Consider the following 26274-nt stretch of genomic DNA (forward strand, 5'->3'; position numbering starts at 1 on the left):
TTTTATAATCCGCCTGATTTAAAAGTCCGCGTCGTCGACGCACCATTTCCGGCAGGCGTTTTTCTGCTTAAGGTTTCTACCCGCATCTGGAAGGGTGGGAAAGGCATTTCGATACCATGTTCTGCAAAGCCGTGCAGAATAAGCTGATGCAGTTCATGGCGAAGCGGCATGCGATGGCCCATTTCAGCGGCGTGTACGCGTAGCTCAAATAACTGTATTCCCTGCTGCAGGTCAACCAGAAACACTTCCGGCGGCGGTGTATCCAGAACGTAGCTACAACGTTCTGCAGCCAGCTTCAGCAACGTGGTGACCTCCTCGCTGCTTACCTGTGCGGGAGCGGGTATGGTCAGCACGACGCGCGTGACGGAGTCCGACAGCGACCAGTTAACAAACTGTTCTGTAATAAAGGCCTTATTAGGCACGATGATCTCTTTGCGATCCCAGTCTGTAATTGTCGTGGCGCGGGTATTGATGCGCGTAATGCTGCCGGTCAGATCGCGAATAGTAACGGTATCGCCAATACGAATGGGTTTTTCAAACAAAATAATCAGGCCGGAGATAAAGTTCGCAAAAATCTCCTGCAGGCCAAATCCCAACCCAACGCCCAGGCCGGTCACCAGCCATTGCAGCTTGGACCATTCAATCCCAATCAATGAGAAGCCGAGCAAGCCACCAATTAGCAGCAGCAAATACTTGGTCAGCGTGGTAATGGCATAGCCGGTGCCTGGCGACAAATCAAGATGCTGCAGCAGGGCCAGCTCAAGGAGGGCCGGCATATTGCGCACCAGCTGCGTCGTAATCACGAACACCAGGATGGCGATCAGAACGGCGCCCAGCGTAATGGGTTGAATACTCTCCACGCCCTGAACGGAGGTGTTGACATCCCATAAACGAATATTCTCAAGGAAACCAAACGCAGAGTGGATTTCCGACCACAGGACAATGACTGACACCAGCGCAATCAGCGTCAGGATTGACCTGACCAGGCGCAGTGACTGAGCACTGATGGCGTCCAAATCAATCACGGGCTCTTCTATTTCAATAACGTCAGTATTTTGCGCCTGATCTTTTTCTTCTTCGTTGCGCGCGCGATTGGCCAGCATATCGGCCCGGCGCTGGCGTGCGCGATCGAACCCCAGCCTGCGTCGTTGAATCAGCATCCAGCGGCGAATGATATGGTAAATAACCAGCAGGAAAAACCAGATTGCCACCGAGGTTTCCAGACGTGCCAGCAGCGCCTGCGCTGTTTCAAGGTAACCAATCATGGAGGCCAGCGCGGCCAGCAATGGAATGGCGATCATAATATTCCACAGCAGGCGGTTAATCATGTTTTCGCCGTTGCCCTCTTTATCAAGATAAAGAGGGATCCCTGCACGTTTTAGACTTACCGTAACAAGACTCAGGGCGCCACAGATCAAAATAAAACACAGTCGGCCCAGGGTGGCAGAGAAAAGACGATCGTCAAGGTTATCAAAGGTGATCAGCAGCATAATCAGCGGCACGATCAGGCCAATACTCAACGAGTAGTAACGCATGGCACGCGCAACGCGTACCTGCGGCCAGCGGAAATGCACAATGAACAAACCGTTGGCGCGGGCAAACTGGGCGCTGACCATGAATATCCACAGCAGAGGCAGCGTCGCCGTAATGCCATCGCCGATAGCAACGGCTACCGGATACGGCCAGGCGTTTTGCAGCCCGTATCCCAGGGTTGCCCAAAGCACAGGAAGCGGAAGCGCGACCAGAATTGACCAGAAAACAGTGCGGATGGTCAGGCGGAAGCGATCCTGGGTGACCTTACCAACCTTACTGGCTGAGCGTTCCAAAAAAGCGTTGAAGTGACGGCGTGTACTCAGGCTAAAACCGACCAGCAACACGGCACCCAAAATGGGCAGGACGGTGCTGCGGCTGGTAAACATCATTGCCAGAGCTTTGCCAAGCTGCCCAAGCGTATCCAGCGTAAGCAGGTGCGACAGGCCTTTAGCCACGTCCAGAGGATAGCTCAATGAAATGGGGCTGACATCTGCTGTCCAGAACAGATAGCGGTGCGTGGCGTCTTTGACTTCGGTTAACGCATCCTGAAGCTGCGTATTGGCGACCTTGAGTTTAGTGATTTCCAGAATCAGCGTATCGCAGCCGGATATCAGGGAGTTCAGCAATTCTCGCTGCGTTTTTAACTGTGCATCCAGAATGCGCTTTTGGTCGCTGGTAAAAGGCTGCCCGTCCGCCTGATGTGCTTTGCGAAGCGCATTCTGTCGTTCCAGAAGATCTTCATAATGCAGGCGCTGAACGCGCAGCTGTGCCATTTCATTATCGATTTGCTGAGATTTCGGCATATCGGGTAAACGCGCCACCTGTGCCCGAAGCGCATCGCCGAGCAGGTTAGAGGCACCCAGCCACTGGGATTGTTCCCGCAACGTTGCCAGCGCCTGACGGACCTGAATAATTTGATTGGTGGCGAGGCGCTGTTGCGATGCCACCAGATCCATGCGCTGTGCCTGCTGATTCAGCGCACCGGACAAATCGCGGTTAACCCGAAACTGCTCACTGATCTCGGGCGGTAAATCACCACTGTTTTCCGCCAGCTGTTCCGTACGCGCCAGCGCCGTTTCGGCCTCGCGCTGACGTTGTTCATTCAGTTGATTACGTAAAGCCTGCAGATAATTATCAAGCTGGGTCACTTTGCGCTGATGCACCTCGGCGCGCATGCGAGCCAGCTCCTGGCGATTGTTGGCCGACAACTGCGCCAGCTCATACTCATCGACTTTGGCTTTATTGGCGGCATTTTCTGCCTGGCGAGCCACCAGTTGGGCCTGACCTACTGGAGTGGCAGCGCTGCCGGCACTCTGTAAGCGCCGTTCGCTCTCGGTCAGTGCCCGGCGCGCTTCCGTTTGCTGCTGTGGCAACTGCGACAGGGAATCACTGATCTCTCTGGCACGGTCCTGCTCCTGCTGGGCCTGGCGTCCTTCTTCAATCAGCTGACTGCTGATTTGCAGAATCTCTTGTTCCAGCTCTGCGCTGCTCATCGTGCTGCGCACGGTTTTAGCGTTGTCGTTAAGCGTGGCGATTTGCTGCCTTAACTCGCGGGCAAGGCGCGGAAAATCGTCAATAACCTGTTGATACTGTTGTGCGCGTTCGAGGGCATCATCGCGTTCAGAGAGCGAGGCCAGTGCGGCTTCCAGTGACTGAATTTGTTCAGTTTGCGAGGGGGCATTTTTAGTGGCTTTGACCTCTTCCAGCTGCTGTTTGAGCTGGCTGGCATCAGGCAGGCTGGCGGCTAGCGTAGAAGAGCTGAGCCAGAGGCTCAGCAGCAGACAAAAGATCGAACGCACGAACATAGGTTCTACTCGACAGCGTCAGGCGCGGTAGTCGTCAGTGGAAGGGCGAGCGCTAAAGGTTGGCCCAGTCGAACCTTACTTTCCGCCTCAAGGCTTTCCGCCAGCTTGATTCGGCCAGGCGCGAACAGGTTGATTACCGTAGAACCCAGTTTAAAGCGGCCCATTTCCTGACCTTTGAGTAATACCACGGCACCGTCATGATCGGCGGCCGGGTAATGCCAGCGTTTAATAATGCCTTCGCGCGGCGGTGTGACGGTGCCTGCCCAAACGGTTTCAATGCTGCCGACAATCGTTGCGCCCACCAGGATCTGCACCATCGGGCCCATATCGGTTTCAAAGTAACAAATTACGCGCTCGTTACGGGCAAAGAGGTTAGGGATGTTACGTGCGGTCAGCGGATTAACGGAGTAAAGATCGCCCGGTACATAGATCATCTCACGCAGGATGCCGTTACAAGGCATGTGGACGCGGTGATAATCACGCGGTGCCAGGTAAGTGGTCGCAAATTCCCCCTCACGAAACTGTGCCGCCATATGCTCATTACCGGCGAGCAGGGCGTCGATCGTGTAGTAATGGCCTTTCGCCTGGAAAATCTGATCGCCTTCAATATGGCCAAGCTGGCTGATCGCGCCGTCAGCAGGCAGAACGATCAGGCTGGCATCGGGATCGATTGGGCGTGCATCGTCCTTTAACGGACGAACAAAGAAATCGTTAAAGGTGCGGTAGCTGGCGGTATCCGGTTTCCGTGCTTCAGCCATATCGACTTTGTAAAACCAGACAAAAATATCAATGACCAGCTTCGTCAGCCAGCCGCCGCGACGGCTGGCTCCCCAACCCGCAAGTTCAGTCAGCCATTTTTTTGGAAGAATGTGATTCAAGCCGAGTTTAAAACGATCAAACACCCTAGCCTCCTGGCTATCTTTCATAACATTGACAAAAAGGGAGCGGATTGTAACAGCGCCCCAGTCAGATGGCGAATACGCCGTTACGGGCCTTAATCTTCACTCTCGGCGAAGTTTTTCCGGGTTTTCATTTGCGCCATGCTTTCAAGAATACGGTGGTAGTTATAGAAGCGTGATTGATCGATTTTGCCGTTTTCAACGGCTTCACGAATCGCACAGCCCGGATCGGTGTCATGCTTACAGTCACGAAACTTACAATCGCCTAAGAACGCACGGAATTCGACAAATCCACGCGTGATTTGTTCCGGCTCAAGATGCCACAAACCAAACTCACGGACACCCGGAGAATCAATCACATCCCCGCCCTCGGGGAAATGATAAAGCCGGGATGCGGTCGTGGTATGTTGGCCCAGTCCGGAAACATCGGAAACATCATTGGTCAGAATGGCGGTGTCCTGCTGTTGATCGAAGCCAAGCAGGGCGTTCAGCAGGCTGGACTTACCTACGCCGGACTGCCCGGCAAAGATACTTATCCGGTCAGTTAAGGCTGCCTGCAGTGCATTCAAACCCTCTTTCACATGGCTGGAAACCATCAATACCCGATAACCGATCTTGCGGTAAATCTCCATCTGCTCGTCAACAAACGCACGTGCGTTGTCATCCAGCAGATCGATTTTGTTCAGCACCAGCAGGGGCTCAATATCCAGTGTTTCGCTGGCGACCAGATAACGGTCGATAATATTCAGTGACAGCTCTGGCAGAATCGCGGACACGATAATAATTTGATCGATGTTTGCGGCGATGGGTTTGACGCCATCGTAGAAATCGGGGCGCGTCAGCACGCTGGTGCGTTCGTGCACCGCTTCAACAATACCTTTACCGCCGTTTAGCGCGGGACGCCATACCACCCGATCGCCGGTGACCAGCGAACGAATCGTACGACGTATATTGCAACGGTGGGTAAGGCCAGCACTGTCCTCGACATCGGCATGCATGCCAAATCGGCTGACCACCACGCCCTCTGCGTCCTGACCAAACAAATTATCGTCCGCTTCCGGGCGCGTTTTGCGCTGGTTCAAACGACGATCGTGGTTAGCGCTTACGCGACGTTGTTGACCTTTAGACAGTTTATTTTTACTCACTCACCCTCACCGTTTAGCTGGATTTCGCCCTGAGGGGCAAAACGTCTATGATACACCTTATTCATGATGAATGACGACTCAGCAACCACAGGTAACAGCATGGCCACTGGAAACGAAAATAATCTAATTTGGATCGACCTTGAAATGACCGGACTCGATCCGGAACGCGATCGCATTATTGAGATCGCCACTATCGTGACCGATGCTGACCTCAATATCCTGGCTGAAGGGCCGGTGATGGCGGTTCATCAGTCAGATGCACAGCTCGCATTAATGGACGAATGGAACGTCCGTACACATACGAATAGCGGTTTGGTGGAACGGGTAAAGGCCAGTAAGATTGACGATCGCGCTGCGGAAAAAGCGACTATCGAGTTCCTACAGCAGTGGGTGCCCGCAAATACCTCGCCCATCTGCGGCAACAGCATTGGGCAGGATCGCCGTTTCCTGTTCAAGTACATGCCAGAGCTGGAAGCCTATTTCCACTACCGCTATTTAGATGTCAGCACGCTCAAGGAACTGGCTCGTCGTTGGAAGCCAGACATTCTTCCAGGCTTCAAAAAGAGCGGCTCGCATCAGGCGTTAGACGATATTCGTGAGTCCGTTGCCGAACTGGCGTACTACCGCCAACACTTTTTGCAGCTTTAAACCGCAAAGGGTGCGCAGGAAATCGCCAGGTTGATGCAATAAGCAGCAAACGCATCAAAAGCGCAAATTTTTGCTGTAAGCATCTTGCAGCAGCAGCGATTTCTCGTATAATGCGCACCCCGTACCGGTGAAGAATTTATGACGGTACAAGGCGCGGGAATAGCTCAGTTGGTAGAGCACGACCTTGCCAAGGTCGGGGTCGCGAGTTCGAGTCTCGTTTCCCGCTCCAAATTATGTTTAGCAGTACCCTCTATGCGGGAATAGCTCAGTTGGTAGAGCACGACCTTGCCAAGGTCGGGGTCGCGAGTTCGAGTCTCGTTTCCCGCTCCAAAATATGTTTAGCAGTGCCCTTCTATGCGGGAATAGCTCAGTTGGTAGAGCACGACCTTGCCAAGGTCGGGGTCGCGAGTTCGAGTCTCGTTTCCCGCTCCAGTTTTGTCACTTTCTTTGTCGCAGCCTGCCAGGCTGGATGATGATCTTTAGTACTACAGTCAGAGTTATCCACAGCAGGACAGATGACTGTTCATGCTTTTTTGCCGTTCTGTAAAACTCTTTTAAACAGAGTTATCCACAGATATAGGGATTAAGCCAAACGCTAGACGCATTTGCAAAATAACACAAATTTTATTTAATCTATTGATAGTTAAATAAATAATAATATTTCATTATGTTATTTGATTCTGTCACTTGTGTTATTACGATTGAATGACAAGGTGTTTTTATTTTTATTCACAGGATGTGGAAATCTGTTTCCTGTGCATCGTTGCGCAATCAGGCATCACGCGGCAATCCCTTCTCTATTACCCTGACGAGCCTTTTTTGCTGTGCTGGCTGTACGTCAATCTCTACGTGCTTTCGCTTATCCTGTTGCTGCGCAATGGCCCACTGAATATGTTCGTCCAGTAAATCACTTTCACCCAGCCGCTGTTCGAGTATGGGGAGGATCTCTGCGCTCCACGGGGCATTCCCCAGCGCCACCGCAATATTGCGTGACCAGCGCTGATAACCAATTCGGCGGATGGGAGAGCCTTCGGTAATACGCAGGAATTTCGCTTCATCCCACTGAAACAGTGCGGTTAACGCTGGCGCATGCAGCGCTGCGCGGGGTGAAAAATCTGCTTCGTCAGTCAGTTGCCCATAGCGGTTCCAGGGGCAGATGAGCTGGCAGTCGTCACAGCCATAAATGCGGTTCCCCATCAGGGGCCGCAGCGCTTCGGGGATGGCGCCTTCGAGCTCAATCGTCAGGTAGGAAATGCAGCGGCGGGCATCCACCGTGTAGGGCGCCACGATAGCGCCTGTCGGGCAAATCGTCATGCAGGCCACGCAGCGTCCACACTGCTCTTCCTGTGGGGAATCTATCGGCAGAGGCAGATCGATCATCAATTCCCCCAGGAAAAACCATGAGCCCGCTTCGCGGTTCAGGATCAACGAGTGTTTACCGGTCCAGCCCAATCCGGCTTTCTCTGCCAGAGGGCGTTCAAGCAGTGGGGCAGAATCGACAAACGGACGAAACTGGCTTTCGCCACAGTGGGCCTGAATCATTTCTCCGAGCTTTTTCAGGCGATTGCGCAATACTTTGTGGTAATCACGGCCCAGCGCATAGCGGCTGACATAACCTAACTGTGGGTTTTTCAGCGTACTGGCGAAAGCGGCTTTGGCAGGAAGATAATTCATGCGCACGCTGATCACCCGCAGCGTACCGGGTAACAGCTCATGGGGACGCGCACGCATCATTCCATGGCGGGCCATCCATTCCATCTCGCCATGGTACTGTTTGTCCAGCCATGCCTGCAGACGTGGTTCTTCAGCGCTGAGATCGGTGTCGGTAATACCGACCTGCTGAAAGCCGAGATCGCGTCCCCACTGTTTAATGTGTTGAGCGAGTTGATCAAGATCGAGAGGGTATGACATGACTAACCAGAATTCGAAGAGAAACGGCAGCAGTTTACCACACTCTGTCTGGCCTGCGCAGGCACTGGCACAACTTGAGCGTGAGGGTGCCGATGCACTGGGTATCTCGCTCTACGAGCTGATGTTAAGGGCAGGACAGGCCGCCTATGAGCATATAACTGTCCACTGGCCGGATGCAGAGCACTGGCTGGTGCTGTGCGGTCATGGCAATAACGGAGGCGATGGTTATGTGGTTGCCCGTCTGGCGCAGGCTGCAGGCAAAGAGGTGACGCTTCTGGCCTGTGATAGCGATAAGCCGCTGCCCGACGAAGCGGAGGCCGCCAGAAACAGCTGGCTTGAAGCGGGTGGGGTGATCCATGCGCCCGACGTTGCCTGGCCTGAAAAGGTCGATATTATCGTCGATGCGTTACTGGGAACAGGCATCAGCCGGGCGCCCGCCGAACCTGTTTCCACCCTGATAACTCAGGCAAACGCACATGACGCGCCGGTCATGGCGATTGACCTCCCCTCTGGTCTGTCTGCAGCGACAGGCAACACACCGGGAGAGGTTATCAATGCCACGCATACGTTGAGCGTTATTGCGCTGAAGCCCGGACAGCTTACCGGCAAGGCGCGGGACTGTATTGGGTCGCTTTACTTTGCCGACCTGGGGCTGCAGAGCTTTCTGTCAGCGCAGTCGCCGCCTATGGCTCGCTATGATGCCCGTTTCTTATCCCACTGGCTGAAACCGCGTAAAGCAACGTCCCACAAAGGCGATCAGGGGCGTTTGTTGGTGATTGGCGGTGACAGCGGCACCGCCGGTGCCGTGCGGATGTCGGCAGAAGCCGCGCTACGAACGGGAAGTGGTTTGGTGCGAGTGCTTACTCACAAAGACAATATTATCCCTATCCTCACCGCGCGCCCGGAAATTATGGTGGATGTGCTCACGGACGCGGGACTGGCTGATGCGCTGGAATGGGCGGACGTCATCGCCATCGGTCCGGGGCTGGGACAGCGGGAATGGGGCAAAAAGGCGCTCGAAAAGGTTAAAAGTACTGAAAAGCCCATGCTTTGGGATGCAGATGCGCTTAACTTGCTGGCAATAAGCGCTGAGAAACGTCAGAATCGCATTATAACGCCGCATCCGGGTGAAGCTGCTCGTTTACTGGGTGTTAAGACCAGCGAAATTGAGAGTGACCGCTTACAAGCCGCACGAGAGCTGGCGAAACGTTATGGTGGCGTTGCCGTATTAAAAGGTGCGGGCACGATTATCGCCAGTGAAAACGGGCAAATGGCGTTTGCCGATGTGGGTAATGCCGGGATGGCATCGGGCGGTATGGGTGATGTGCTCACCGGTATTATTGCCTCGTTAATGGGACAAAAATTGGCGCTGTTTGATGCTGCCTGTGCAGGTTGTGTTGCTCACGGTGCTGCCGCTGATACGTTGGCTGAGCAGCGGGGCACGCGCGGCATGCTGGCATCAGACTTATTTGATCTGCTGTGGCAGTTTGTTAATCCAGAGATGAATCAAGAAGCATGAAGAGCTGTGTTATATCTTTGCCCAATGAGGCGGCAACACTCGAACTGGGTGCTCAACTGGCGCAGGCCTGTGGCAATGCGGCGGTGATCTATCTTTATGGCGACCTCGGCGCAGGAAAGACCACCTTCAGCCGCGGTTTCTTGCAGGCATCCGGTCATCCGGGCAATGTGAAAAGCCCTACCTACACCCTCGTCGAGCCTTATGTTCTTGAAGGGCGTTCCGTTTATCATTTCGATCTCTACCGCCTTGCCGATCCGGAAGAGCTGGAGTTTATGGGCATTCGTGACTACTTCACGAACGACGCGGTTTGTCTGGTTGAGTGGCCCCAGCAGGGCGCCGGTATTTTGCCCCCGCCGGACGTGGCGTTGACGCTCCGTTATGTCGATGAAGCGCGGCAAGCCGAGCTGGTTGCGCACTCCGCTCAGGGGCAGCGCTGGGTTGATCAGATCGAACAAGGCAGGGCCCGGGCATGATGATATGGATGAAAATGCTCGTTGTGGCAGGATTGCTACTGATTACCGGCCCCCTGTTTGCCGCTAACCTGTCTGATATTCAGGTATCGAATGGCGGAAATCAGGCCACGGTTACGCTGAGTTTTTCCGGCCAGCCGGTTTATGCCTACTTTCCGCTACACAATCCCGACCGTGTGGTGCTGGATATTCGTCAAAGCGGCGTCATCAAAGGCTTACCCCTGACGTTTAGCGGCGATAACATCGTTAAACGCATTCGTACCAGTACCCCAAAAGATAAACAAAGCATACGTCTGGTCTTTGAGCTGACGCAGTCTGGAAAAACCCGCGCCGTCACGCAACGCAACGGCAGTCAGTACAGCGTGGTCTTTACCATACAGGGTAAACATCCGGCCGTTACGCGCAGCGCGCCCGTGGTTGCAGCCGAGCCTGCGCCGACACGAGTACGGGAAACCGCAGCCAGTAATCCGTTCAATGCTAATCCGGTGACCACGGTCACCAATACCAACAGCACGGTCCGTCCCGGTGGGGTTGCCAGCCGAAACGACACGGTTATTGTAGCCATTGATGCCGGACACGGTGGCCAGGATCCCGGGGCGATAGGCCAGCACGGACTTAAAGAGAAAAACGTCACCATCGCCATTGCGCGTAAACTGAAAGTGTTGTTAAACGACGATCCCATGTTTAAAGGGGTTCTGACGCGTGACGGCGACTATTTTATCTCTGTGATGGGCCGTTCAGACGTTGCGCGCAAAGCGAATGCTAACGTGCTGGTGTCAATTCACGCCGATGCGGCACCCAGCCATGCGGCAACCGGAGCCTCTGTTTGGGTATTGTCTAACCGCCGCGCGAACAGTGAGATGGCAAACTGGCTGGAGCAGAAAGAGAAACAGTCAGAACTGTTAGGCGGAGCAGGCGATCTGCTGGCGAACAGTCAGGCCGATCCCTATCTGAGTCAGGCCGTGCTGGATTTGCAGTTTGGTCACTCGCAGCGCGTCGGATATGACATCGCGACGAAGGTGATTCAGCAGCTGCGTGGCGTCACGTCTTTACACAAGCGTTTACCTGAGCATGCCAGTCTTGGCGTGTTACGTTCGCCGGATATTCCTTCCCTGTTGGTGGAAACCGGTTTTATTAGTAATGCCTCGGAGGAGCGACTGCTCGGCAGTAGCGCACACCAGGATAAGATTGCTCAGTCGATATATAAAGGACTGCGCGCTTATTTCCTGGCGCACCCGCTACAATCGGTCCCAAAGGAGGAAAACCGGCCGCTGGCTACGTCGCCAGCGGTCAGCGTAGTCAGTAATCCGGCGACCGGAGAGACGCAGTATACGGGCGCCATTCAGCGGCATACCGTAACGCGCGGCGAAACGCTCTCAGGAATCGCGGCAAAATATGGCGTGAGCATGGCAACACTGCGGCAGATGAACACCCTGAAGCGCGATGTTGTCTGGGTGGGGCAGCGGCTGAAAGTTCCGGCCAGTGCGGTGGCCAGCCGTACCGCACCTGCTTCCTCAGGGGCGCATCGCCCGGTGCGGCATAAAGTGGTGCGGGGAGACTCGCTGAGCAGTATCGCCGCGCATTATGGCGTCAGCCCTAAATCGATTCTCCAGGCGAATAACCTGAAATCCACCAACGTGATGTTGGGTCAGAACCTGAAAATCCCTGCATCCTGATTGTTAGCCCGGCCGCCGTGCCGGGTTGTCAGCCACAAGGATATCCAGCATGCCAATACAAATTTTGCCGCCGCAACTCGCAAACCAAATTGCGGCGGGAGAAGTGGTTGAGCGTCCTGCATCGGTCGTCAAAGAGCTGGTGGAAAACAGCCTTGATGCCGGGGCGACGCGCATTGATGTGGAAATTGAAAAGGGTGGCGCAAAACTGATTCGCATCCGCGATAACGGCTGCGGTATAGCGAAAAATGAGCTGGCAATGGCGCTGGCTCGCCATGCCACGAGTAAAATTGCTTCGCTGGACGATCTTGAGGCCATTATGAGCCTGGGCTTTCGCGGTGAAGCCCTGGCCAGTATCAGCTCAGTGTCTCGTCTGACCCTGACATCGCGCACGGCCGAGCAAAACGAAGCCTGGCAGGCGTATGCTGAAGGGCGCGATATGGACGTTACTGTTAAGCCCGCCGCCCATCCTTGTGGATCGACGCTGGAAGTGCTTGACCTGTTTTACAACACGCCAGCCCGGCGCAAATTCATGCGCACTGAAAAAACTGAATTCGGGCATATTGATGAAGTGATCCGGCGCATCGCGCTGGCGCGCTTTGACGTGGCTATCTCATTAAGCCATAACGGCAAACTGATGCGTCAGTACCGGGCCGTCAATGATGACGGGCAACGTGAGCGTCGGCTGGGTGCCATATGCGGGACGACCTTCATGCAGCATGCGCTACGCATAGACTGGCAACATGATGACCTTGTATTGCGCGGCTGGGTTGCCGATCCGTCCGGCTCCCGTCAGGTGAGTGATATTCAGTATTGCTATGTTAATGGCCGCATGATGCGTGACAAGCTGATCAATCATGCTATACGTCAGGCGTTTCAGAGCCAGCTACAGGATGATCAGCACCCCGCTTACGTCTTGTATTTAGAGATAGATCCGCATCAGGTCGATGTAAATGTGCATCCGGCAAAACACGAAGTGCGTTTTCATCAGTCACGTCTGGTGCATGACTTCATCTATCAGGGCGTCATGAGCGTGCTGCAGGAAAGCGCCTCCCCGGTTCTGCCAACGTTACAGGCTGAAGAACCCACTCCGCGTTGGCAGCAGGAGAACCGCCAGGCGGCAGGCGGCAATCATTTCAGCCAGCCGGCTGTCACAGGTGACGCGGCCAGGCCATCGGTTGCACCCGCCTGGCAAAATAAAGACGCCGGATACAGCCAACGCGAAGGCCGGGTTTACCAGCAGCTTCTTAAAACGCCGGCGAGTTCGCCGGCAACCAAAAGTGCCGAGCCTGCGGCACGAGAGCCGGTCAGTGCCGTGCCACCTCTGGCGGCTCACGCCCACAGTTTTGGCCGCGTGTTAACCGTGCTTGAAGGCCAGTATGCTCTGCTTGAGCAGGGCCAGCGGTTACTGCTAATGGCTCTGCCTGTGGCAACCCGCTGGTTAAAGCAGGCACAGTTAGAACCTACCGAAGGGGGGCTGAAATCACAGCCGCTTTTGATCCCGGTGCGGTTAAAAATCGCCTCGGCGGAGCGCAAGGCGGCCCAGGAAAATCTCAGCCTGCTCAACCTGATGGGCATTGATTTACACCCTGAGGGTGACCACATTATCCTGCGTGCGGTGCCTTTACCGTTACGAACACAAAATTTACAAATCTTGATTCCTGAACTGTTAGGCTATCTCGCCCGGCAGCAAGAGAACTCTGCTACGCAACTGGCCCAGTGGCTGGCGCGACGTGAAGATGCAGAGCCTCAACACTGGAATCACTCCCAGGCGATTACCTTGCTGGCTGAGCTCGAAAGGCTTTGTCCGCAGTTACTGAAATCGCCACCTTCTGGCTTAGTACAAGCCATTGAGATTGAGAGCGCGGTCAACGCGTTGAAGCATGAGTGAACTGAACCAGGCTGGCCGGCCAAAGGCAATATTTTTGATGGGGCCTACAGCGTCAGGCAAAACCGCATTAGCGATCGAATTGCGCAAGCACTTACCTGTAGAGCTTATCAGCGTAGATTCGGCTCTGATTTATCGTCAGATGGATGTCGGTACGGCAAAACCCTCTGCAGAAGAGCGGGCGCAGGCGCCCCATCGTTTGCTGGACATTCGCGATCCTGCCGAAGCCTATTCGGCGGCAGAGTTCCGGCGGGATGCGTTAGCAGAAATGGCGGATATCGTTCAGCATGGACGAATTCCGTTGCTTGTTGGTGGAACTATGCTCTACTTCAAGGCGTTACTTGAAGGATTGTCGCCGCTGCCCTCGGCCGATCCGGAGGTTCGTCAAAAAATAGAGCAAATGGCGAATGAAAGAGGCTGGGAAGCTTTACATCGTCAACTTTGCGAAATTGATCCGGTCGCAGGCAGTCGTATTCATCCGAATGATCCGCAGAGACTTTCGCGAGCACTGGAAGTTTTTTTTATTTCGGGTAAAACTTTAACGGAACTGACAAAAATTTCTGGTGAAGCGTTACCCTACGATGTGCATCAGTTTGCTATCGCCCCCGCGAACCGCGAACTGTTGCATCAACGCATCGCACTGCGTTTTGATCAGATGTTGGCGTCAGGATTTGAAGCGGAGTCTCGGGCCCTGTTTGCACGAGGTGATTTGCATACGGATATGCCTTCCATTCGTTGTGTTGGCTATCGCCAGATGTGGTCGTATTTGGCTGGCGAGATCGATTACGACGAAATGGTTTATCGGGGAGTTTGCGCAACCCGGCAACTCGCTAAACGCCAGATGACCTGGTTACGTGGTTGGGAAAATATTCACTGGCTAGACAGTGATGAACCTCACTCAGCGCGTGATACAGTACTGAAGGTTGTTAGTGCGAAGCATGGGTGATTGTGTACAATTGGCAAGTTACGTGCGCAAATTTTTACGCAGTTTTTTTCAGAACCACTGTGTTCTACAAGCAACAAACAACAAGCATATAAGGAAAAGATAGAATGGCTAAGGGGCAATCATTACAAGACCCGTTTCTGAACGCACTGCGTCGTGAACGTGTTCCGGTTTCGATTTATTTGGTTAACGGTATTAAGCTGCAAGGTCAGATCGAATCCTTTGATCAGTTCGTGATCTTGTTGAAAAACACGGTAAGTCAGATGGTTTATAAGCACGCCATTTCTACCGTCGTGCCTTCACGCCCGGTTTCTCACCATAGCAACAATACCGGCGGTGGCAGCAGCAACAATTACCATCATGGCGGCAGCAGCACTTCTGCGCAGTCGCAGCCACAACAAGACGGTGATAACGCAGAGTAAGGCGGCACCGTTTAACCAGGATCGGAAAGCGTCAGGTTTTCCATCCTGGTCTTTTTATATAAGCGAGGTTATAGCTTGTTTGACCGTTATGATGCCGGTGAGCAGGCCGTACTGGTACACATCTGGTTCTCCCAAGACAAAGAGCTGGAAGATTTACAGGAATTCGAAACCCTGGTGTCTTCTGCTGGCGTTGAAGCACTGCAGGTTGTCACCGGCAGTCGTAAAGCGCCACACCCAAAGTATTTTGTCGGTGAAGGAAAGGCCGTTGAAATTGCCGATGCGGTAAAAACAAGTGGAGCATCGGTCGTTCTTTTCGATCATGCTTTAACGCCCGCTCAGGAACGTAATCTTGAGCGCCTGTGCGAGTGCCGTGTTATCGACCGCACTGGCTTGATTCTTGATATTTTTGCCCAGCGCGCACGTACCCACGAAGGTAAATTGCAGGTTGAACTGGCGCAGTTGCGTCACCTTGCAACACGTCTGGTACGTGGCTGGACGCACCTTGAACGCCAGAAGGGCGGGATTGGCCTGCGTGGTCCGGGTGAAACCCAGTTAGAAACTGACCGCCGTTTACTTCGCGGGCGCATTAGCCAGATTTTGTCGCGTCTTGAACGTGTTGAAAAACAGCGCGAGCAGGGCCGCCAGGCGCGTGCCAAAGCGGACGTCCCGACTGTTTCACTGGTGGGCTACACCAACGCCGGTAAATCTACTCTCTTTAACGCTATTACGTCTGCCAATGTCTATGCCGCGGACCAGCTGTTTGCGACGCTGGACCCCACGCTGCGTCGGCTAAACGTCGCTGATGTGGGCGAAGTGGTGTTGGCCGATACCGTTGGCTTCATTCGCCACCTGCCGCACGATCTGGTTGCCGCCTTCAAAGCTACCCTGCAAGAGACGCGTCAGGCCACGCTGCTGATGCACGTGATCGATGCCGCCGATGTCCGGGTTAATGAAAATATCGGCGCGGTGAATGAGGTGTTGGAGGAAATCGACGCTGATGAAATCCCCACGTTACTGATCATGAATAAGATCGACATGCTGGACGGTTTTGAGCCGCGCATCGACCGTGATGAAGAAAATATGCCGGTCCGCGTGTGGCTCTCTGCACAGTCCGGCGTCGGCATTCCTTTATTGTGGCAGGCGCTTTCCGAGCGGTTGTCCGGTGAAATTGCGCAGTATGATTTACGTCTGCCGCCGGAGGCGGGTCGCTTACGCAGCCGCTTCTATCAGTTGCAGGCGATTGAAAAAGAGTGGAACGAAGAAGACGGCTGTGTAGGGTTGCATGTGCGTATGCCCGTGATTGACTGGCGCCGCTTGTGCAAGCAGGAGCCGTCGCTGACCAGTTATATTGTTTGATATTGCCAAATCGAACTTACTCTGAGGATTTTATGTTGTCGTGCGGCGTTGGGGGTTTACTCTCTGACAGTGACTTTGCAAAGGGTCAGGGCAATGAGCGTAGCCAGCGTAGCGACAATACGGAATACAACGGGTAAGCCGCTAAAACTATAAATGGAGTAATGACATGGCGTGGAATCAGCCCGGAAATAACGGACAGGACCGCGACCCGTGGGGAAGCAGCAATAATCAAGGCGGCAACTCTGGGGGAAATAAGGGAGGTAAGGAATCTGGGCCTCCTGATCTGGATGATATCTTCCGTAAACTGAGCAAAAAGCTCGGCGGATTCGGTGGTGGCAAAAAAGGTGATAATGGTCAGCGCAGTTCCGGTGGTAGTGGCAAAATCTTTGGTATCGTCGCCGTAGCCGCCGTCGTCATCTGGGCCGCGAGCGGATTTTACACGATAAAAGAAGCCGAGCGGGGCGTAGTCACTCGCTTTGGTAAGTTCAGCCACCTGGTGGAGCCGGGCCTGAACTGGAAACCGACCTTTATCGATCAGGTGCGCGCGGTCAACGTTGAAGCCGTTCGCGAACTGGCGGCATCAGGTGTGATGCTGACCTCTGATGAAAACGTCGTGCGCGTTGAAATGAACGTGCAGTATCGCGTTACCGATCCTGAGCGCTATTTATTCGCGGTGACTAGCGCCGACGACAGCCTGCGTCAGGCAACCGACAGCGCCCTGCGTGGCGTCATTGGTCGCTCTACCATGGATCGTATTCTGACCGAAGGTCGTACGGTCGTGCGTAGCGAAACCCAGCGTGAAATCGACGAAACCATTCGTCCTTACAATATGGGCATTACGGTTCTCGACGTGAACTTCCAGGCGGCACGTCCACCAGAAGAAGTGAAGTCGGCGTTTGACGATGCGATTGCCGCACGTGAAAACCGTGAGCAGTACGTACGTGAAGCCGAAGCCTATGCCAACGAAGTGCAGCCGCGTGCTAACGGTCGTGCACAGCGTGTGCTGGAAGAAGCGCGTGCCTATAAAGAGCGTACGGTTCTGGAAGCACAGGGTGAAGTCGCGCGTTTTGCCAAGCTGTTGCCTGAGTACAAAGCCGCGCCGGAAATCACCAAAGAGCGTCTGTATATCGAGACCATGGAACGCGTGCTGAGCCATACACGTAAAGTGCTGGTGAACGATCGCGGTAACAATCTGATGGTCCTGCCTCTCGATCAACTGATGCGTGGCGGCGAGTCTTCATCCGCGAAGAGTGGACAAAAAAGCAGCTCAACATTGCCCTCGCTTTCCGATCGCAGTGCCAGCCGCAATGACACGTCGTCATACAGTCCAGACAGCATCATGGATCAGCGTCGAGCCAATGCTCTGCGCAACGATACCCAGCGCGAAGGGAGAGAGTAATCAATGCGTAAGCCAGTAATTGTACTAATCATTATCGCGTTGGTGGCCTTTTATGCGTCGCTGTTCGTGGTTCAGGAAGGCGAGCGCGGTATCGTTCTGCGCTTTGGTAAAGTGTTACGCGATAGCGAAAACAAACCGCAGGTGTTTGCGCCGGGTCTTCATTTTAAAATTCCGTTTATCGAAACGGTTAAGATGCTGGATGCACGTATCCAGACCATGGACAACCAGGCCGATCGCTTTGTAACCAAAGAGAAGAAAGACCTGATCGTGGACTCTTACATCAAGTGGCGCATCAGCGATTTCAGTCGTTACTACCTGGCGACCGGTGGCGGGGATGTTTCTCAGGCCGAAGTCCTGCTGAAACGTAAATTCAGTGACCGTTTACGTTCAGAGATGGGACGTCTTGACGTTAAAGACATCGTGACCGATTCACGAGGCCGTTTAACCACCGACGTGCGCGATGCATTGAACACCGGTACAGCGGGCGGTGACGACGAAGTTGCCACGCCTGCTGCGGATGATGCTATCGCCAGTGCAGCCGCGCGGGTTGAGCGTGAAACCAACAGCAGCGAACCTGCGCCTAATCCAAACAGTATGGCGGCGTTAGGGATTCAGGTTGTAGATGTGCGCATCAAACAGATCAACCTGCCGACGGAAGTGTCGGATGCGATCTTCAACCGTATGCGCGCAGAACGTGAAGCCGTTGCACGTAGTCAGCGTTCGCAGGGTCAGGAAGAGGCCGAAAAACTGCGCGCCCAGGCCGATTACCAGGTCACCCGTACGCTGGCAGAAGCACAGCGTGAGGCATTGATTACCCGCGGTGATGGTGATGCAGAAGCGGCGAAACTGTTTGCCAACGCATTCAGCCAGGATCCGGATTTCTATGCCTTTATCCGCAGCCTGCGCGCGTATGAAAACAGCTTCAATGAAAATCAGGACGTCATGGTGCTGAGCCCGGATAGCGACTTCTTCCGCTATATGAAGGCGCCTTCTAACGCCACGCGTTAAGAACTGATATAACTAACAGGCCGACAATGTTGTCGGCCTTTTTTTTGGATGCAGTATGAACGTGAATATCTGGATGGCACTGGCGTTGGTTCTGGTGCTGGAAGGCCTGGGGCCAATGTTTATGCCACGTCTGTGGCGACGTGTGATTTTGAGCATGACACAATTGCCCGATCGCCTGTTACATCGATTTGGCGGGGGATTGGTGGTGGCAGGAATGGTGATTTACTGTATGTTGCGGCTGCATGGCGAACTCTGATGCGTTCAGCCTCGCCGTCTGAATGGTATCTCAGCCTCGATTTTACCCCTGGATGTTGTAGTGATCAAAACTCAGGCAAAAAAGCGCGCAATCGTATGCTAAAAGTGCTGAAAACCGAAAAATCAGATGGTAGAATCCTTTTTTAAGCAATCGGTGATTTTGAGAAATGGGTAAGAACGTCGTCGTACTGGGCACCCAATGGGGTGACGAAGGTAAAGGTAAGATTGTAGACCTTCTGACTGAGCGCGCTAATTACGTTGTGCGTTATCAAGGCGGCCACAATGCGGGCCATACACTTGTCATCAACGGTGAAAAAACCGTCCTCCACTTAATCCCTTCTGGCATTCTGCGTGACAACGTTACCAGCATCATTGGTAATGGCGTGGTGCTTTCTCCTGAAGCTCTGATGAAAGAGATGAAAGGCCTGGAAGAGCGTGGAATTCCGGTACGCGAACGTCTGCTGATTTCTGAAGCCTGCCCGTTGATCCTGCAATACCATGTGGCAATGGATATGGCGCGCGAGAAAGCGCGTGGTGCAAAAGCCATTGGTACCACAGGTCGCGGTATCGGTCCTGCTTATGAAGACAAAGTAGCCCGCCGTGCACTGCGCGTCAGCGACCTGTTTAACAAAGAAACCTTTGCAGCCAAGCTGAAAGAAGTGATCGACCTGTATAACTTCCAGCTGGTGCATTACTACAAAGAAGAAGCCGTTGACTACGACAAAGTGCTGAGCGATGTGATGGCGGTTGCCGACATCCTCACCAGCATGGTTGTTGACGTTTCTGAACTGTTAGACGTGGCGCGTAAGCGTGGCGATCTGATCATGTTCGAAGGTGCCCAGGGCACGCTGCTGGATATTGACCACGGTACTTATCCCTATGTGACCTCCTCAAATACCACTGCCGGTGGCGTGGCGACGGGGTCAGGTATTGGTCCACGCTTTGTGGATTACGTCCTGGGTATCGTTAAAGCTTACTCAACGCGTGTCGGTGCAGGCCCGTTCCCGACCGAGTTATTCGACGAAACTGGTGAGTTCCTGTGCAAGCAGGGCAACGAGTTTGGCGCCACAACAGGCCGTCGCCGCCGTACTGGCTGGCTGGATGCGGTCGCTGTACGTCGTGCCGTGCAGATTAACTCGCTCTCCGGTTTCTGCATGACCAAGCTGGACGTGCTGGATGGTCTGAAAGAAGTGAAAATTTGTGTGGCTTACCGCATGCCTGATGGCAGCGAAGTCACCACCACGCCGCTGGCAGCGGAAAACTGGGAAGGCATTGAGCCGATCTACGAAACCCTGCCGGGCTGGAGCGAGACAACCTTTGGCGTGAAAACGCTGGAAGGCCTGCCCCAGGCCGCGCGTGACTACATTAAACGTGTAGAAGAAGTGACCGGTGTGCCAATTGATATTATTTCAACGGGTCCAGACCGTAGCGAGACGATGATTCTGCGCGATCCTTTCAACGCATAATCATCCTGTGGCCGGACATTGTCCGGCCTTTGTTTTTTATGTAATTTGATGCCACTAAACGCCCCTTCGCTTGTCAAACCCTTCACTGGCTGAAAAAATACACAGTCGTCAACAGTCTGGTTTATCATCGTAGCTCGATACGAAAGAGCCAGTTCAACATTGAAATAAAGAGCAGGACGGGCGAGCATAGACGTGCCACCGGATGATTGACTGAGGTCACTGTGCAGCTAACAAGTTTTACCGATTACGGCCTGCGGGCGCTGATTTACATGGCCACCTTGCCGGAAGGCAGGCTGACCAATATCACTGAAGTCACCGATACCTATGGCGTATCGCGTAATCATATGGTCAAAATTATCAATCAGCTTAGTCGTGCAGGATTCGTCTCCGCCATTCGTGGTAAAAATGGTGGTATCCGCCTGGGCATGAGCGCCAGGGACATCGTGATAGGTGAAGTGGTACGCAAAATGGAGCCACTACAGTTAGTGGATTGCTCGAACTGCTCTATCGCGCCCGCCTGCCGCCTTAAAAAGGCCTTACATGACGCCGTGCAGCTGTTTTTACAGGAGCTGGATGGCTACACGCTGGCAGACTTAGTAGAAGGTAATACACCTTTATATGAAATTATATTGTCCGAACCGCCGGTGGCAATGAATATTAAATGACATCGGAGGAACCGTAATGTCAAAAGATCCTTTTCTGGACAGAGAAGCTGAAAAGTACGAAAACCCTATTCCAAGCCGTGAATTTATTCTGGCGTTATTAGAAAAACGAGAAAAACCGGCCAGCCGTGAAGAGCTGGCACAAGAGATGAACCTGCAGGAAGAAGAACACCTCGAAGCCTTGCGCCGTCGTTTACGTGCGATGGAGCGTGACGGTCAGTTAGTTTTTACCCGCCGCCAGTGTTATGCCTTGCCAGAACGTCTCGATCTGCTCCGTGGAAAAGTCATTGGCCACCGTGATGGCTATGGCTTTCTGCGCGCAGAAGGACAAAAAGACGATCTCTACCTGTCTGCGGAACAGATGAAATTCTGCATGCACGGCGACGTGATTCTGGCCCAGCCACTGGGTGCGGATCGCAAAGGCCGCCGTGAAGCCCGTGTGGTGCGGGTACAGGAACCGCGTAACAATCAAATCGTCGGCCGCTACTTTACGGACGCGGGCGTGGGATTTGTGGTGCCTGATGACAGCCGTCTGAGCTTCGACATCCTGATTGGCCCTGACGAAACCATGAATGCCCGAATGGGCTCCGTGGTGGTGGTTGAACTGTTGCAGCGCCCGACGCGTCGTTCGAAGGCGATCGGCAAAATCGCAGAGATTCTGGGCGATGACATGGGCACCAGCCTGGCGGTCGATATGGCGCTGCGCACGCATGAAATTCCGCACAGCTGGCCGCCAGAGGTTGAGGCTCAGGTGGGCAAACTGAATGAAGAGGTCCCGGAGTCGGCAAAAAAAGGCCGTGTTGACCTTCGCGATCTGCCATTGGTCACTATTGATGGTGAAGATGCGCGCGACTTCGATGATGCTGTTTACTGCGAGAAAAAACGCGGCGGCGGCTGGCGGCTGTGGGTCGCGATTGCGGACGTCAGTTATTATGTTCGTCCCGGCACACCGCTGGACAACGAAGCGCAGCAGCGCGGTACCTCGGTCTATTTCCCTTCGCAGGTGGTGCCGATGCTGCCGGAAGTGCTGTCGAACGGCTTGTGTTCGCTGAATCCACAGGTCGATCGCCTGTGTATGGTGTGCGAAATGACCGTGTCGTCAAAAGGTAAGCTCACCGGCTTTAAGCATTATGAAGCCGTGATGAACTCCCATGCACGTCTGACCTATAACAAAGTCTGGAATATTCTGCAGGGCAATCCGGAACTGCGTGAGCAATATGCGCCGCTGGTGAAAGACCTGCAGGAACTTCACAACATGTATCAGGTGCTGGAAACGGCCCGTGAAGAGCGTGGCGGCATCTCATTTGAAACCGAAGAAGCGAAATTTATCTTCAACGCGGAACGTCGAATTGAACGTGTCGAGCGCACCTCACGCAATGATGCCCACAAGCTGATTGAAGAGTGCATGATTCTGGCAAACATTGCCTCCGCGCGTTTCGTCGAGAAGCATCAGGAACCGGCACTGTTCCGCGATCACGATCGTCCCAGCGATGACAGTATCAAAAGCTTCCGCACGGTATTGAATGAGTTGGGTCTGAGCTTACCGGGCGGTAACAAACCGCAGCCGATCGATTACGCCGCGCTACTGGATCAGGTTGCCGATCGCCCCGACGCGGAAATGCTGCAAACCATGCTGCTGCGTTCCATGAAACAGGCGGTGTACGATCCGGAAAACCGGGGCCACTTTGGCCTGGCGCTGGCCTCTTATGCGCACTTCACTTCGCCAATCCGCCGCTATCCGGATTTGTTACTGCATCGCGCCATCAAGTATCTGCTGGCAAAAGAGCAGGGCGAAGTAAAAGGCCTGACCACGGCTACCGGCGGCTACCATTACGATATGCAACAGATGCTGCAGCTGGGCCAGCACTGCTCCATGACAGAGCGCCGTGCCGATGAGGCCACTCGCGATGTGGCAGACTGGCTGAAGTGTGACTTTATGCAGGATCAGGTAGGCAACGTCTTTAACGGCGTGATCTCCAGCGTGACCGGATTCGGCTTCTTTGTGCGCCTGAGCGATCTCTTTATCGACGGGCTGGTTCATGTCTCTACGCTGGACAACGACTACTATCGTTTCGATCCGGTAGGGCAGCGACTGATTGGCGAATCTGGCGGTCGTACCTATCGCCTGGGCGATACCGTTGAAGTCCGGGTCGAAGCGGTCCATATGGACGAGCGTAAAATCGACTTTGCGCTGGTTTCCAGCAAGCGCCAGGTACGTGGCGAAGGCAAAACGGAACGGGATAAGGCGAAGCGGAACGCTAAGGCACCGACGAAGCATCGCCGCCAGGCCGGTCGCAAAACGAATTTCGAGCCGGATTCAGCCTTCCGCAACAGCAGCAGTCAGCCTGCTGCAGCAAAGACTGAGAAAAAAAGTAAAAAAGTTTCCGAGAAAACCCGTAAAATCGCCGCCGCCACCAAGGCTAAGCGTGCCGCGAAGAAGGCGAAGCCGGCCTGATGCGCACATCAGCCCCTGCGTGCATGCAGGGGCTGTTATCCATTCATTTCCAACCACTGAGCAGATTGATGAGCGAAATTATTTTTGGTATCCATGCCGTGCAGGCGCTGCTGGAACGCGATCCTCAGCGTTTCCAGGAAGTCTTTATTCTCAAAGGCCGCGACGATCGTCGCCTGCAACCGCTGGTGACCGCGTTAGAAGCTCAAGGGATCGTGATTCAACTGGCCGATCGTAAATGGCTGGACAGCCAGGTGGAAGGCGGCGTACATCAGGGGATCGTGGCGCGTGTGAAGCCGGGCCGCCAGTATCAGGAAGGCGATCTGCCGGATCTGCTGCAGAGCCTGGAAAAGCCGTTCCTGCTGGTGCTCGACGGCGTTACCGACCCCCACAACCTCGGTGCCTGCTTACGTAGCGCCGATGCCGCAGGCGCCCATGCCGTGATCGTCCCCAAAGATCGCTCCGCACCGCTGAACGCGACGGCGAAAAAGGTTGCCAGTGGTGCGGCAGAAAACGTTCCCCTCATCAGGGTAACCAATCTGGCACGCACCTTGCGCCTGCTGCAGGAATATAACATCTGGGTCGTCGGCACCGCTGGCGAAGCCGACCATACTGTATACCAAAGCAAGATGACCGGGCCGATGGCGCTTGTCATGGGGGCTGAAGGTGAAGGGATGCGTCGCCTGACGCGTGAGCACTGCGATGAGCTAATCAGTATCCCTATGGCAGGCAGCGTTTCGTCCCTCAATGTGTCAGTGGCCACTGGCGTCTGCCTGTTTGAAGCGGTCCGTCAGCGTAACGCGTGATCGCTGCCGCAATTTAATCTCTCTGTCCGGTCATAATGGTGACTCACCTTACATACTAAGTGAGTGATATCCGCGAGGAGCCGTTATGACCTGGACAACTCACACCGTTTTCAATCAACCTTTCCCCCTCAGTCACAGCAATCTGTTTCTGTCTGATGTTCCGCTGTGTGACGCACTGCAGCGCGAAGGCGGCGGCTGGGACAGCGAGTGGCTGGCGTCAGTCGGCAGGCAGCTGGGCAGTGCAGAATCGCTGGAGCTGGGCAGGCTCGCCAATGCCAGTCCGCCTGAACTCCACCGTTATGACGCACGCGGCGTCAGGCTGGATGACGTCCGCTTTCATCCAGCCTGGCATCTACTGATGCAGGGCCTTTGCGCCAGCCGTCTGCATAACCTCAGCTGGCAGCCTGACGTACAGCCAAATGCCAGCGTGGCCCGTGCGGCACGCTTTATCTTGCATGCTCAGGTTGAGGCCGGAACGCTCTGTCCGGTGACCATGACCCACGCGGCAATCCCTTTACTACAGCGTTATTTGCCTGCCCGGTTTGAGTCCTGGCTCGAACCCTTACTCAGCGATCGTTACGACACGCATGCGGTTCCGGGCGATCAGAAGCGCGGTCTGCTGATTGGCATGGGCATGACTGAAAAGCAGGGCGGCAGCGATGTGCTGACCAACACGACGCGCGCAGAGCCCCTGGACAGGCGCGGAAGCGGTGAAGCCTATCGTATCGTCGGGCATAAATGGTTTTTCTCTGTGCCGTAAAGCGATGCGCATGTGATTCTTGCGCAAACGCAGCAGGGGCTCAGCTGCTTCTTTCTGCCACGGCTGCTGCCGGACGGTTCACGAAATGCCATCGTCATTGAGCGGTTAAAAGACAAGCTCGGTAACCGATCCAACGCCAGCAGTGAGGTGGAGTTCAGGGATGCGACCGGCTGGCTGCTGGGCGAAGAGGGCGAAGGCGTTCGTCTGATCCTGAAAATGGCGGGCATGACGCGTCTTGACTGCGCGCTGGGCAGCCACGGCCAAATGCGCCGGGCGTTTTCCGTTGCGCTGTACCACGCACATCAGCGTCAGGTCATGGGCAAAACTCTGGTGGATCAACCGATCATGCGTCAGGTGCTGGCGCGTCAGGCCTTGCAGTTAGAAGGGCAAACGGCACTGCTGCTACGCCTGGCTCGTGCCTGGTCTTCTCCCGCCAACGTCCATGAAGCCGCCTTCGCCCGGTTATTCACCCCGGCGGCGAAATATGTGATCTGTAAAGCAGGTGCCCCCTTTATCGCTGAGGCCATGGAGATACTGGGCGGCGTGGGCTATTGCGAAGACAGCGAACTGCCTCGCCTCTATCGTGATATTCCGGTTAACAGTATCTGGGAAGGATCGGGCAACGTGATGTGCCTTGACGTATTAAGAGTGGTGGGCCGCCAGAGCGGCACGCTGGACATGCTCAGGCAGGCGTTTGACGCCGTTAAAGGCTGTAACCGCCATTTCGATCGCAGCTGGCGACAGCTGGCTCTGCACCTGAGCAAAATGGATGAGTCGCAGGCCCGTGAACTTACCGACAGGCTGCTGCAACTGGCGACGGCGGCACAATTGTTAAAGCACGCCGAGCCGTTAGTGGCGGATGCATGGTGCAGTCAGTGGCTCGACCCGCGCGGCACGCGCAAAATCGAGGTGCCACTGACCGACCGCTTACTGGCGCGCGCCAGCGGCAGGTGAGGCGCCATACAGGATGGCGGTCGTGTACCAGATCCCGGGAGTAACCGTTTCGTCGACCATCAAAATCTGATAATAAACGGCACCGGCCTGATTCGCGCGCGCAGCAATGGCACGCTGCGCGTCGTCAGGCGAGCCTCTTACGCTGGCGCTGATGGTGCCCAGCTTCGGTAAACCACCACTCTGGGCACGGGTAATAGATTGCGCGTGACCTGTTGGCGCGGGCGGGGCCTTTGGCGTCACCTGGAACAGCGAGCAGCCACTTAACAACAAACTTAACGTCAGTAACAGAGCGTAACGCAT

At 54.6% G+C, this 26274-nt stretch carries 20 protein-coding genes, 3 tRNA genes and 1 pseudogene; 19 read left to right on the forward strand and 5 right to left on the reverse strand.

The genetic code is table 11. The features are described from left to right. Nucleotides 1-2 precede the first annotated feature (2 nt). The 3 genes from mscM to rsgA form a co-directional block, all read right to left on the reverse strand. Complete coding sequence (gene mscM, locus AAIE03_RS20295; protein WP_013027414.1) at nt 3-3338, reverse strand: miniconductance mechanosensitive channel MscM; 3336 nt, start codon at nt 3336-3338, stop codon at nt 3-5. Between the two features lie 5 nt (nt 3339-3343). After that, nucleotides 3344-4240: an archaetidylserine decarboxylase gene (asd, locus tag AAIE03_RS20300; RefSeq protein ID WP_014604894.1), complete on the reverse strand. Its 897-nt coding sequence runs from the start codon at nt 4238-4240 to the stop codon at nt 3344-3346. A gap of 92 nt (nt 4241-4332) precedes the next feature. Then, complete coding sequence (rsgA, locus tag AAIE03_RS20305) at nt 4333-5382, reverse strand: small ribosomal subunit biogenesis GTPase RsgA (RefSeq protein ID WP_013027412.1); 1050 nt, start codon at nt 5380-5382, stop codon at nt 4333-4335. A 99-nt stretch (nt 5383-5481) separates the two neighbouring features. Here rsgA and orn point away from each other — a divergent pair, with 99 nt between their 5' ends. The 4 genes from orn (at nt 5482) to AAIE03_RS20325 (ending at nt 6462) form a co-directional block, all read left to right on the forward strand. Next, nucleotides 5482-6030: an oligoribonuclease gene (gene orn, locus AAIE03_RS20310; RefSeq protein ID WP_014604895.1), complete on the forward strand. Its 549-nt coding sequence runs from the start codon at nt 5482-5484 to the stop codon at nt 6028-6030. Nucleotides 6031-6183: 153 nt separating this feature from the next. Next, nucleotides 6184-6259 (forward strand) — tRNA-Gly (locus AAIE03_RS20315). Between the two features lie 25 nt (nt 6260-6284). Continuing rightward, nucleotides 6285-6360, forward strand: a tRNA-Gly gene (locus AAIE03_RS20320). Nucleotides 6361-6386: 26 nt separating this feature from the next. Then, nucleotides 6387-6462: transfer RNA gene (locus tag AAIE03_RS20325), tRNA-Gly, on the forward strand. A 339-nt stretch (nt 6463-6801) separates the two neighbouring features. Here AAIE03_RS20325 and queG read toward each other — a convergent pair. Next, nucleotides 6802-7941, reverse strand: coding sequence for a tRNA epoxyqueuosine(34) reductase QueG (gene queG, locus AAIE03_RS20330; protein ID WP_019104908.1), 1140 nt, complete (start codon nt 7939-7941; stop codon nt 6802-6804). Here queG and nnr point away from each other — a divergent pair. The 15 genes and pseudogenes from nnr (at nt 7940) to AAIE03_RS20405 (ending at nt 25974) form a co-directional block, all read left to right on the forward strand. Beyond that, nucleotides 7940-9460 (forward strand): bifunctional ADP-dependent NAD(P)H-hydrate dehydratase/NAD(P)H-hydrate epimerase, encoded by a 1521-nt coding sequence (gene nnr / locus AAIE03_RS20335; RefSeq protein WP_498563154.1) that lies wholly within the window; start codon nt 7940-7942, stop codon nt 9458-9460. The two genes, queG and nnr, sit on opposite strands and share 2 nt — an antisense overlap. Then, nucleotides 9457-9933: a tRNA (adenosine(37)-N6)-threonylcarbamoyltransferase complex ATPase subunit type 1 TsaE gene (tsaE, locus tag AAIE03_RS20340; RefSeq protein WP_013027408.1), complete on the forward strand. Its 477-nt coding sequence runs from the start codon at nt 9457-9459 to the stop codon at nt 9931-9933. The genes nnr and tsaE overlap by 4 nt, the downstream gene beginning before the upstream one ends. Beyond that, nucleotides 9930-11606: an N-acetylmuramoyl-L-alanine amidase AmiB gene (gene amiB / locus AAIE03_RS20345; RefSeq protein WP_498563155.1), complete on the forward strand. Its 1677-nt coding sequence runs from the start codon at nt 9930-9932 to the stop codon at nt 11604-11606. The genes tsaE and amiB overlap by 4 nt, the downstream gene beginning before the upstream one ends. 49 nt (nt 11607-11655) lie before the next feature. Continuing rightward, nucleotides 11656-13494: a DNA mismatch repair endonuclease MutL gene (gene mutL, locus AAIE03_RS20350; protein WP_014594725.1), complete on the forward strand. Its 1839-nt coding sequence runs from the start codon at nt 11656-11658 to the stop codon at nt 13492-13494. Then, nucleotides 13487-14437: a tRNA (adenosine(37)-N6)-dimethylallyltransferase MiaA gene (gene miaA / locus AAIE03_RS20355; RefSeq protein WP_013027405.1), complete on the forward strand. Its 951-nt coding sequence runs from the start codon at nt 13487-13489 to the stop codon at nt 14435-14437. The genes mutL and miaA overlap by 8 nt, the downstream gene beginning before the upstream one ends. 104 nt (nt 14438-14541) lie before the next feature. Further along, nucleotides 14542-14856 carry an RNA chaperone Hfq gene (gene hfq / locus AAIE03_RS20360; RefSeq protein ID WP_013027404.1) on the forward strand — a complete coding sequence of 105 codons (315 nt, stop codon included), beginning with the start codon at nt 14542-14544 and terminating at the stop codon, nt 14854-14856. 75 nt (nt 14857-14931) lie between these two features. After that, a complete protein-coding gene (gene hflX, locus AAIE03_RS20365; protein ID WP_013027403.1) occupies nt 14932-16212 on the forward strand; it encodes a ribosome rescue GTPase HflX in 1281 nt (426 codons plus the stop codon). 166 nt (nt 16213-16378) lie between these two features. Continuing rightward, nucleotides 16379-17611, forward strand: coding sequence for an FtsH protease activity modulator HflK (hflK, locus tag AAIE03_RS20370; RefSeq protein ID WP_013027402.1), 1233 nt, complete (start codon nt 16379-16381; stop codon nt 17609-17611). Between the two features lie 3 nt (nt 17612-17614). Further along, on the forward strand, nt 17615-18619 hold the full coding sequence (gene hflC, locus AAIE03_RS20375; RefSeq protein ID WP_013027401.1) for a protease modulator HflC: 1005 nt from the start codon (nt 17615-17617) through the stop codon (nt 18617-18619). Between the two features lie 55 nt (nt 18620-18674). Continuing rightward, the gene (locus AAIE03_RS20380) at nt 18675-18875 is read left to right on the forward strand and encodes a DUF2065 domain-containing protein (RefSeq protein WP_013027400.1); all 201 of its coding nucleotides are present in this window, start codon (nt 18675-18677) and stop codon (nt 18873-18875) included. Nucleotides 18876-19041: 166 nt separating this feature from the next. Next, the gene (locus AAIE03_RS20385) at nt 19042-20340 is read left to right on the forward strand and encodes an adenylosuccinate synthase (protein ID WP_013027399.1); all 1299 of its coding nucleotides are present in this window, start codon (nt 19042-19044) and stop codon (nt 20338-20340) included. Nucleotides 20341-20561: 221 nt separating this feature from the next. Next, a complete protein-coding gene (gene nsrR, locus AAIE03_RS20390; protein WP_014604899.1) occupies nt 20562-21005 on the forward strand; it encodes a nitric oxide-sensing transcriptional repressor NsrR in 444 nt (147 codons plus the stop codon). Nucleotides 21006-21021: 16 nt separating this feature from the next. Continuing rightward, nucleotides 21022-23457 carry a ribonuclease R gene (rnr, locus tag AAIE03_RS20395; protein ID WP_013027397.1) on the forward strand — a complete coding sequence of 812 codons (2436 nt, stop codon included), beginning with the start codon at nt 21022-21024 and terminating at the stop codon, nt 23455-23457. Between the two features lie 68 nt (nt 23458-23525). Further along, complete coding sequence (gene rlmB / locus AAIE03_RS20400; RefSeq protein WP_014604900.1) at nt 23526-24260, forward strand: 23S rRNA (guanosine(2251)-2'-O)-methyltransferase RlmB; 735 nt, start codon at nt 23526-23528, stop codon at nt 24258-24260. An 85-nt stretch (nt 24261-24345) separates the two neighbouring features. Continuing rightward, nucleotides 24346-25974, forward strand: a pseudogene (locus tag AAIE03_RS20405) (isovaleryl-CoA dehydrogenase). On the opposite strand, the gene bsmA reads toward AAIE03_RS20405, so the two are convergent. Then, nucleotides 25948-26274, reverse strand: a complete 327-nt coding sequence (gene bsmA / locus AAIE03_RS20410; RefSeq protein ID WP_014594721.1) for a biofilm peroxide resistance protein BsmA — start codon at nt 26272-26274, stop codon at nt 25948-25950. The pseudogene AAIE03_RS20405 and the gene bsmA overlap by 27 nt on opposite strands.

This window comes from Pantoea sp. Ae19-2, from assembly GCF_059801205.1.

Excerpts from the sequence above, each read along its gene's own strand:
- amiB (WP_498563155.1), top strand. The coding sequence starts at position 9,930 with ATGATGATATGGATGAAAATGCTCGTTGTGGCAGGATTGCTACTGATT.
- rlmB (WP_014604900.1), top strand. The coding sequence starts at position 23,526 with ATGAGCGAAATTATTTTTGGTATCCATGCCGTGCAGGCGCTGCTGGAA.
- hflK (WP_013027402.1), top strand. The coding sequence starts at position 16,379 with ATGGCGTGGAATCAGCCCGGAAATAACGGACAGGACCGCGACCCGTGG.
- orn (WP_014604895.1), top strand. The coding sequence starts at position 5,482 with ATGGCCACTGGAAACGAAAATAATCTAATTTGGATCGACCTTGAAATG.
- bsmA (WP_014594721.1), bottom strand. The coding sequence starts at position 26,274 with ATGCGTTACGCTCTGTTACTGACGTTAAGTTTGTTGTTAAGTGGCTGC.
- mutL (WP_014594725.1), top strand. The coding sequence starts at position 11,656 with ATGCCAATACAAATTTTGCCGCCGCAACTCGCAAACCAAATTGCGGCG.
- AAIE03_RS20380 (WP_013027400.1), top strand. The coding sequence starts at position 18,675 with ATGAACGTGAATATCTGGATGGCACTGGCGTTGGTTCTGGTGCTGGAA.
- tsaE (WP_013027408.1), top strand. The coding sequence starts at position 9,457 with ATGAAGAGCTGTGTTATATCTTTGCCCAATGAGGCGGCAACACTCGAA.
- AAIE03_RS20385 (WP_013027399.1), top strand. The coding sequence starts at position 19,042 with ATGGGTAAGAACGTCGTCGTACTGGGCACCCAATGGGGTGACGAAGGT.
- nnr (WP_498563154.1), top strand. The coding sequence starts at position 7,940 with ATGACTAACCAGAATTCGAAGAGAAACGGCAGCAGTTTACCACACTCT.
- hflC (WP_013027401.1), top strand. The coding sequence starts at position 17,615 with ATGCGTAAGCCAGTAATTGTACTAATCATTATCGCGTTGGTGGCCTTT.
- hfq (WP_013027404.1), top strand. The coding sequence starts at position 14,542 with ATGGCTAAGGGGCAATCATTACAAGACCCGTTTCTGAACGCACTGCGT.
- queG (WP_019104908.1), bottom strand. The coding sequence starts at position 7,941 with ATGTCATACCCTCTCGATCTTGATCAACTCGCTCAACACATTAAACAG.
- mscM (WP_013027414.1), bottom strand. The coding sequence starts at position 3,338 with ATGTTCGTGCGTTCGATCTTTTGTCTGCTGCTGAGCCTCTGGCTCAGC.
- rnr (WP_013027397.1), top strand. The coding sequence starts at position 21,022 with ATGTCAAAAGATCCTTTTCTGGACAGAGAAGCTGAAAAGTACGAAAAC.
- miaA (WP_013027405.1), top strand. The coding sequence starts at position 13,487 with ATGAGTGAACTGAACCAGGCTGGCCGGCCAAAGGCAATATTTTTGATG.